Source organism: Brunnivagina elsteri CCALA 953 (assembly GCF_002289455.1).
Classification (GTDB): Bacteria; Cyanobacteriota; Cyanobacteriia; order Cyanobacteriales; family Nostocaceae; genus Brunnivagina; species Brunnivagina elsteri.
Genome location: NZ_NTFS01000002.1, coordinates 49,790 through 59,039 on the forward strand (window position 1 = coordinate 49,790; position 9,250 = coordinate 59,039).

The window sequence follows — 9,250 nt, forward strand, 5'->3', positions numbered from 1 at the left end:
CATTTATCCGCGTTTATCTGCGTCTATCTGCGGTTTTTTATCTTTTCTTAATTGCTGCAATATTTCTGCGACAATTTCTGCTGTTAAACCCGAAATATCTACTTTAATTGCATCAACAGGTTCTTCAAGTGCATCAAATTGACTTTGCAGAAGTTTTCCAGACATAAAATGATTTTCTCGTTGCGAAAGACGTTGTGAAATCAGATCAAAACTTCCTTGCAAATAAACAAGTTTCACTAATTCTGTATCTACTAATAAATATTCGTTATACGCGATCGCAATATTCACCGCATTTACAGGTTTATTTTGCAAAATGTTGCTTTTTCCACAATTTCTCGACAGATTCAGGCAAAATTTTAAAATTGTAAGTATTCAACCTAGCCCCACAACATTTTAATTTGTTAGAGTCGCTAAGTCTGATTCGCTTTTTCGTTGGTGGATGTAGTGGCATCTCAAACCTATAACTTGCTTTTGAACAAGCATGGAGAATCACATTGCCTGAAAAAATTCGTCACGCTCAACCACCGCTTAAATTTATCCCCCCCCACTTCAATCCCGTCTTTCTAAGGTTAGCGCAGTGGTGTTTACCTATTTTACTGCGCTTTCGACTCAGACCTTGGTTGCCAGCAGGTATTGCTCGTGTGGAAACAAAAAATGTCGAAACCCTAGGGAAAATGTACCAGCAATTCCAATCTGGTAAAATTCGTTTCTTAATCGCATTTCGTCATCCAGAAGTAGATGACCCATTATCGGTATTTTACCTGCTTTCTCGCGCCGTACCTAAAACCGGAATTGACCTTAAAAAGCCGATTCACAGTTATTTTGTTTACGATCGCGGAATGACAATTTGGGCAGGTGATTGGGTAGGATGGTTGTTTTCCCGTTTGGGTGGATTCCCGATTCGTCGTGGTAAAAGAATCGATAGACGGGGTTTACAAACTGCCAGGGAAATGCTTTTGAATGGGAAAATGCCCGTTGCGATCGCACCTGAAGGTGCAACTAATGGTCATAGTGGTACAGTTAGTCCATTGGAACCTGGTGTGGCTCAGTTGGCTTTTTGGTGTGTGGAAGATTTACACAAAGCTAACCGTGGAGAGGAGGTATTTATTATACCTATAACGATTCAGTACAGTTACCTCAAACCACCTTGGCAGAAAATTGATTGGTTATTGGGTAAGTTGGAAGCGGATAGCGGTTTACCTGTAAAGTCAAATGTAATTAAAGACTTAAATTTGGAAGAAAATGTAGAAATATACTATAGTCGCTTACTTTGTATTGCCGAAAATTTACTTTCACAGATGGAAGAATTTTATCAACGCTTTTACCATCAAAAATTGGCGGAAATTAGCGTTGATGTATCTGCCAGTCCGAGTCAAATCATACTTGCTCGTTTGCACCGCTTGCAAGATATCGGATTACAGGTTGCCGAACAATACTTTGGGGTTGAATCCCAAGGGACATTTATCGATCGATGTCGTCGTTTGGAAGAAGCTGGTTGGAGTTACATTTATCGCGAAGATTTAGATTTAGATAGTTTACCACCTTTAAAACGCGGACTTGCCGATTGGGTCGCATCGGAAGCTGACTTACGAATGCAACACATGCGTTTGGTGGAGAGTTTTGTTGCAGTCACGGCAAACTATATCACAGATAAACCCGTTGTCGAACGCTTGGCTGAAACCGCATTATTAATCTTCGATGTTACCGCACGACTTCAGAATAACACCCTTCCTGGTCGTCCTCGTCTGGGTTTACGGCAATCCACAGTTACAGTCGGGGAACCAATTTCTGTAACCAAACGTTGGTGTGAATATGAAAAAGACAAAAAATCAGCAAGACAGGCAGTAAATAACCTGACGGAAGATTTACATGGGACATTGCAAAAAATGATTTCATGAATCCTTTCAAAACCTCAAATTTATTGCATTCTATCGATAGTACGGTATTGAATTGCTTCTGCGACATGATGGGGTTTTAAGTCGTCATCTCCAGCCAAATCAGCAATTGTTCTGGCTACCTTGAGAATGCGATCGCTCGCTCTTGCTGATAAACCTAATTTATTAATGGCAGTTTCTAATAACTTCTTGCTGGTATCATCTAACTTGCACCACGTACTTAAATGACGACTTTGCATTTGAGCATTACAACCGACATTTTTTTCTCGTTCAAATCTCTTTGTAGCCATTCCCCGCGCTTTAATTACCCTTTCCCGCACATTTTCCGAAGTTTCTCCCTTTGCTTGCTGGGTAATTTCCTCCGGTTTCAACCTATTTACAGCCACTTGTAAATCAATTCTATCCATCAACGGACCCGAAAGCTTCGCCCAATATTGTTCCCTTTGTCTAGGTGAACAACTGCAAGCCTGAATCGTATCACCATAATAACCACAAGGACAAGGATTTGTACTGGCAACCAAAGTAAACTGTGCCGGAAACGTCACAGACTGCTTAGTACGAGATATCGTCACATACCCATCTTCCAAAGGTTGTCGCAAAAATTCCAAAACATCCCGCTTAAACTCAGTCAGTTCATCCAAAAAAAGAATCCCATGATGTGATAAGGAAATTTCACCAGGACGAGGTATACTACCACCACCAACCAAAGATGGACCAGAAGCCGAATGATGGGGACTTCGATAAGGGCGATCGCGCACCAATGTACCCCGATTTTTCAACAAACCAGCCACCGAATGAATCCGTGTCACCTCCAAAGCTTCAGCAAAGGCAAGGGGTGGTAAAATCCCCGGTAAACGTCTAGCCAGCATGGTTTTTCCACTTCCAGGAGGACCAACAAAAATCAAGTTATGTCCCCCCGCAGCAGCAATTTCCAAGGCTCTACGGGCATGAACTTGTCCTTTTACCTCCTTTAAATCCATGCCATTGGTCAATAGATGATTTTGGACATCAGGACTTTCCTGACTCAATTCCACAGGCTTATAGCGCACCGGATTACTGAGAAAATCGGTCACTTCCAACAAATTATTGAAACCATAAACCTCCAACCCTTCCACCACCGCAGCTTCCTGAGCATTATCAATCGGCACAACCAAACCAGTAATTCCCATTTGTTGAGCAGAAGCGGCAATGGGTAATACCCCCGCAACTGGACGCAAACTACCATCTAAACTAACTTCACCCAAGAATAAATAATCACCTAATAAATCGGCATTAACCTGTTCTGTTGCTGCCAAAATGCCAATACTGATGGGTAAATCAAAACAGGGTCCCTCCTTCCGCAAATCAGCAGGAGTGAGATTAATTACAATTTTTTTCATCGGGAAGGCAAACCCGGCATTTTTCAAAGTTGCCCTCACCCGTTCTTTTGATTCTTGAATTGCCGCATCCGGTAAACCCAAAATGACGATTCCCGGCAAACCACCAGATACATCGACTTCCACACCCACTTTTACCGCATCAATCCCAACTATCGAAGCACTCCAAACCCTAGCTAGCATAATTTATACATTTATATAAAACCTTAATTGTAATAACTAAAAATTGTATTGTCTTGGTTACTGCTACCTACATATACTAAAAACGGGTTACAACTATACTTTTAGATTGCATAAAAACCTTAAAGATGCAACATAAGTCAGCATGACAAAAGTTCAGTTTTTACCCGTGGGCAGTATAAATTTAACCGGGAGCAAAGTTGCGATCGCAGTTAATAAATTTTCGATTATTTGGAGTTTTTGCGTGGATTTGGCATTGGCTAGAAACCGGGTTTCTCTTGAAACCCGATTTCTTTAACCTGGATTAAAACCGATTACCCCTTCCAAAAGTGCAACGACATCGCTACGACTAAGTTTTTCTTTACCATGTGCGATCGCATCCAATGTCCCGTAAGCTAAAGTCAAGGGAATCTGGCAAAAGTCTAAGGCAGGACTATTCTTTAAGGAATCATTATAAGCATCTGCAAGGGCTAAATTTCGCCTTGCGTAAGTTTGCATGTCCTCTGTAGTCCAATCTGGAGGAAAAAAACTGACTCCACGTGTCCCATCTTCGCTGTGATTACGAAGTATGTTCACTGCTTGCAAACCACGTCCAAATCCAATTGCATGGGTGCGATTTGTCTGGGTTCCATCATACCAACCCCAAAGGTCGGAAAGCAATAAACCAACTGCACCTGCTACCCCAAATGTATAGCGGTCTAAGTCTAACTCACCATCGATTTTCCAGTTTCTTTTTGCCCAATATGCCATTCTGTCGGACATTGCCGCAGTCGCATCCCAAATCCGAGGTGCAATGGTTTCTGGTGCGAGGATGGACCATTCACGAATCCTTAATGTCACTTCTGGTAATATATTTTCGTATCCCAGAAACCCATCTGTAAAGGCATCGGCAACGAAACCGTCTACTCCTGCTTGTAAGGTTAGGCTGACGGATTCCAACAATTTCGCTTTGGTCAGGTTATCTAGTTCTGGGTGGTCTTCGATTTCGTCAATTGCACGCATACACAAATACGCTGACGCAACTGCCTCTTGCAATCCTCTCGGCAAACGTACTATCGGGATATAAAAAGTCCGGCTAGTTTCTTTTAATAATTCTAAAGCATCTCTGCGTAAATCCATTTATTACACTCCTCTGGTTATGTTCCCCCAATTGCAGTTTCTAACTTTCTAGCTATTCTCTACATATATCTAAATAAAAGTTAAACATTGTTTTTTACTTACAGTTTTATTCGGTATTATTAAGTACATGAGTGATGAATATTGGGATGATTATCTCTATCCTGTGAAAGCGATATTAAAGTCACTAAATGCAACTAAAAGCTAAATTTTCAGATAATGTAAAATTTCCTCGAAACTGAATATATGAATTTACCATTTGTGTCGAGTCGGAACGAAAGTATTTTTAACGTTTATTGATTCCCACTTATTAAATATTGCCATGACTTTAAGAATAAGTTAAAAAGTTGTGTTGATGGCTGAAATCGTAATTAAAGCAGGAACAATGGAGTTCTGGGGGTTCATTTGTGAAAGAGCGAAGATTGTATAGTGATTTAGAGTTATGCTCTCAATTCGCAAGCGATTACGGCTTCTGTATATTTAAATGTCGATCCAAATTTCGATCCAAATTTCAACTCAAATAATCAAATTCACTCCCTGCATAGACCGCCATATTTTTACAAAAGTTTCCCAGAGCATATCATACTTTCGGATGATTTTAGTGTGTCAATTTTGATATTTTATTTAAGCATAATCGCGCTAGCTAACCGTAGGTTTATCCTATGAATAAACTGGTGAAACTACTATTTTTACTTCATCAAATATTTACATTATTTATTTCATTTTCCAACTAAATAGTAACTTTTGTTACATCGCAATTAGGTTGAGTAATTTTGTGGAAATGGATATTTTTGACAAGCTGTAAACTTATAACTAACTAGAACAGGTATATTGCTTGTGATTGCGATCGCAATGTTCAAATCTGTTTCCACAAATATTTAGACAAAATACTAGCAGCAATTAATACAAAGATTAGGTAAATAGTTTTTGATAGCGACCAATTGCCAGCAGAGGAAAGTATTGTTGGTAGAGGTGGTATTTCAAGTAGAAGTGGCAGGGGAAACCAGTTCCGGTAAATTCGTCTTCGTTCCAGGTTCCATCTGTTCGTTGGGTTGCGACTAAGTAATTAATCCCCCGTTCGATTGCGTCTGAAGCAAAATCTTCCGTCGCTTCCCCCGTAGCGAGTAAACCAATTAATGCCCAAGCTGTTTGCGATGCAGTACTGACACCTTTACCCTTTAAACTAGGTTCTTTGTAACTTTGACAGGTTTCACCCCAACCACCATCGGCATTTTGACAAGATATTAACCAATTTGCACCAGATGCTATGCTTTGCCGTTGTTGTGGAGCCATTAAAGCTAGGGCAGATAAAGCACCACTAGTACCATAAATATAATTGACACCCCAACGTCCAAACCAGCAACCTGTGGGTTCTTGTTCCTGGAGGAGATAATCCAAAGCACGGTCAAAATCATCTTGATTGATGGAGGTATGACAACAACCCAACATTTCCAGAACACGGGATGTTACATCTGCCGTATTTGGGTCAATCATCGCTTTCAGGTCACTATAGGGAAGCAGATTCAGCCAATCTTGGTCATTATCTAGGTCAAAAGCTGCCCAACCACCACCTTGACATTGCATTGTGGCAACCCAATCGATTGCCCTTGTCATTGCCGCTTGTTTGAGTTCTTCGTTGGGGAGCTTCGTAAGTGCCAGAGTCATCACCACCACAGCAGTATCGTCAACATCAGGATAAAAGCGATTCTCAAATTCAAAAGCCCAAGCACCAGGTTTGCCGCGTTTATTTTTGACATTCCAGTCACCATAATCGAGAATTTGCTTTTGTAGTAACCATTCACCACCCTGTACAATAGCTGGATGGTTTGGTGCAATCCCCGATTCAATCAGCGATCGCATTACCCAAGCGGTATCCCAAACCGGGGAAACACAAGGTTGAACGCAGTATGTATCCTCTGTTTCAATGGCAAAATTATCGATTGCTTGGAGTCCCCGTATTACTATAGGGTCATTCACGTCATAGTCGAGCGATCGCAAAGCTAACATGGAATTGAGCATTGCTGGAATAATTCCCCCCCAATCTCCACTTGCTTCCTGTCGTTCCAAAATCCACTTTTGGGCAGCTTGGATTCCCTCAGAGCGGAAGGGAATTAAGTTGAAAGTTTCCGCAAATTTAAAAGCTTCATCTAATGTCAGGAAAATATCAGTCCAATCGTGATTCCGTGGTAATTCATACTTGACATTTTCCACTTCTTCTGCATACAGTTCATTTAGAGAAATGTCGGGATTGGTGACATAAACAGGTTTTTTGTCAAACACAACCAGTAACGGTACAGTACTAGAACGCGCCCAACTCGATAATTCATAGATATTAAAAAAGAAATTTTCCGGCAGCAGCATTACCCAAGGAGGTAAGGAAGGAATACCTTGCCAGCCATAACAGCCAATTAAAGCAAGGTGAAACTTGGTAAAAATCCGGGTTTTGCTGATACCGCCATGTTTTAAAATGAAATCTCGCCCTTTTACCATCGCCGGATCGGATTCTGAGACACCAAGTAACTTCAAAGCCATATAAGCTTCAACAGAAGTACTCAATTCTCCACCATCACCATAAAAAAGCTCCCAACCACCATGTTCACGTTGTTGAGAGCGCAAATACTTTTCGGCTTTGTGGAGAGAACGAGTGGCATCAGTTCCCCAAATTTTATGGAGGAGAACAGTTTCCGCAGTTATCGTTACATTTGATTCCAATTCAGCCCACCAATAACCATCAGGATATTGAATTGAAAGAAGATAGTTCTGACTAGCTGCGATCGCGCATTCAACTTTTGATGAAATTACCCTGTCTTGAGTTTGCATAAAATACTCCTCAACTTCCCTTCTTCTCTCTTCTTGGCGTTCTCCGCGTCTTGGCGGTTGATTACTCTTATTTCTTAGTTAAAGAGAAAAAGTATTTTCCTATGTTACCGTACCGGATGACCACATATCTATGACACTTATTGAATTGGTTTTAACATCCCTTTCCATCATTATTTGGGTAATATTGCTAGTAGCCAGAGGTGGATTTTGGCAAATAGAACCCGTATTGGAAACAGAGGAAGAAAAAACAGACTTACCTTACCTCCCCAAAATAATCGCCATAATTCCCGCAAGAAACGAAGCTGATTTATTACCTGCCACATTGACTTCATTGTTATCACAGGATTATCCTGGCAAATTCGAGATTTTTCTGGTGGATGACAATAGTACCGACGAAACGGGAAAAACTGCGATCGCAATTGCTGAGGGTTTAAAGAAAACAACACAATTACATGTAATTAATGGCGAAGCTCTAGCATCTGGTTGGTCTGGTAAACTGTGGGCAATGGAGCAAGGTATTCGTCAAGCTGCGAAACTCGAACCCGATTACTTTTTACTCACAGATGCAGATATTTTCCACGATACCAACAATCTCAATCGTCTTGTCACCAAAGCAGTCAGGGAAAATTTGGATTTAGCTTCCATAATGGTGCGGTTGCGATGTGAGAGTTTTTGGGAAAAGCTATTAATTCCCGCTTTTGTGTTTTTCTTCCAAAAGTTATATCCGTTTCAATGGGTAAATAATCCCCAAAAATCCACCGCAGCAGCAGCAGGGGGTTGTATTCTCATTCGTCGTCAAGCTTTGGAACGGATTGGGGGTATTGAATCTGTTCGTCAAGCGTTGATTGATGATTGTGCTTTAGCTCTTAAGGTGAAGTCGGGTACTCCTTCGTTCCCGATTTGGTTGGGATTGAGTTCGTTAACTAAAAGTTTGCGATCGTATGATTCTCTCGGCAGTATTTGGGATATGGTTGCTCGTACCGCTTTTACCCAACTTAATTATTCGCCATTTTTACTATTCGGAACCTTATTCGGGATGTTTCTGGTTTACCTGGTTTCCCCTTTGGCTTTAATTCTCGGTTTGCTGATGGGGAATTGGTTTGTTGCTGGTTTGGGTTTGCTGGGATGGTTGCTGATGAGTTTGGCTTATTTTCCCACTGTCAAATTTTATCTGCGATATGCCTCTGGCATTAAGCTCGGCTTATCGCCTTTTTTTGCTTTTTCTCTGCCCATAATTGGTTTTCTTTACACTTTAATGACGTTTGATTCGGCTTTGCGTCACTGGCAAGGGAAAGGTGGTGCTTGGAAGGGAAGGGTTTATTAATAAACTAAACCACAATCTTCTGTTAAAATAAAATGTGCAATCATCTCCCATCTCTAAGTCAATATTGCAATACTAAATAATTTTAATTTTTGTAAATAAAAAATTTTCTAGTCCTATTTTCTGGTACTATTTATTTAATTGAATAAGTTAATCTTATTATAATCGTGTGGTGGCAATTTTTAAAATTCAGACAGTCCACCATTATTTAACGATTGTCAACTATTAAAATCACAATACCACAAATAACCCGCATTATTCTCTTTTTAAATAAAATTTACAAATATTCAATTACTCACAGTAAAAGTAATAAAATTACCCTACCCTAACCCTTCCCTTGGAAAGGGAAGGGAACTGGATTTCTAGTTTCCCCCCTTTATAAAGCAGGGCTGATTCATCCCCTAAAACACTTTAAAAATCAAGGGTTCTAGAGAACTCCACAGAAAGAAATGCCCAATGTCATTCTGAGGAACGAAGAATCTCGCGTAGATGCTTCGTTCCTCAGCATGACAACACAGGATCATTCATTTTGTGGCTTACTC

The 9,250-nt window shown here is 40.6% G+C and carries 7 protein-coding genes; 3 read left to right on the forward strand and 4 right to left on the reverse strand.

Annotation, left to right across the window (positions count from 1 at the left end; genetic code table 11):
- Window positions 1-3: 3 nt before the first annotated feature.
- Window positions 4-312, reverse strand: coding sequence for a hypothetical protein (locus CK510_RS33190; protein WP_342745914.1), 309 nt, complete (start codon window positions 310-312; stop codon window positions 4-6).
- 182 nt (window positions 313-494) lie between these two features.
- Between CK510_RS33190 and CK510_RS00515 the strand changes: the two genes are divergently transcribed.
- Entirely contained in the window at window positions 495-1,898 is a 1,404-nt protein-coding gene (locus CK510_RS00515; RefSeq protein ID WP_095719808.1) for a lysophospholipid acyltransferase family protein, read from the forward strand.
- Window positions 1,899-1,918: 20 nt separating this feature from the next.
- On the opposite strand, the gene CK510_RS00520 is transcribed toward CK510_RS00515, so the two are convergent.
- The gene (locus tag CK510_RS00520) at window positions 1,919-3,454 is read right to left on the reverse strand and encodes a YifB family Mg chelatase-like AAA ATPase (protein ID WP_095719809.1); all 1,536 of its coding nucleotides are present in this window, start codon (window positions 3,452-3,454) and stop codon (window positions 1,919-1,921) included.
- Window positions 3,455-3,596: 142 nt separating this feature from the next.
- On the opposite strand from CK510_RS00520, the gene CK510_RS31360 reads away from it, so the two are divergent.
- Window positions 3,597-3,749, forward strand: a complete 153-nt coding sequence (locus CK510_RS31360; RefSeq protein WP_158224815.1) for a hypothetical protein — start codon at window positions 3,597-3,599, stop codon at window positions 3,747-3,749.
- Here the strand turns inward: CK510_RS31360 and CK510_RS00525 are convergent.
- Window positions 3,746-4,570: a squalene/phytoene synthase family protein gene (locus tag CK510_RS00525; RefSeq protein WP_095719810.1), complete on the reverse strand. Its 825-nt coding sequence runs from the start codon at window positions 4,568-4,570 to the stop codon at window positions 3,746-3,748. The two genes, CK510_RS31360 and CK510_RS00525, sit on opposite strands and share 4 nt — an antisense overlap.
- A gap of 909 nt (window positions 4,571-5,479) precedes the next feature.
- Window positions 5,480-7,387 (reverse strand): squalene--hopene cyclase, encoded by a 1,908-nt coding sequence (gene shc, locus CK510_RS00530; protein WP_095719811.1) that lies wholly within the window; start codon window positions 7,385-7,387, stop codon window positions 5,480-5,482.
- A gap of 130 nt (window positions 7,388-7,517) precedes the next feature.
- Here shc and CK510_RS00535 point away from each other — a divergent pair, with 130 nt between their 5' ends.
- The gene (locus tag CK510_RS00535; RefSeq protein ID WP_095719812.1) at window positions 7,518-8,711 is read left to right on the forward strand and encodes a glycosyltransferase; all 1,194 of its coding nucleotides are present in this window, start codon (window positions 7,518-7,520) and stop codon (window positions 8,709-8,711) included.
- Window positions 8,712-9,250: the final 539 nt, after the last annotated feature.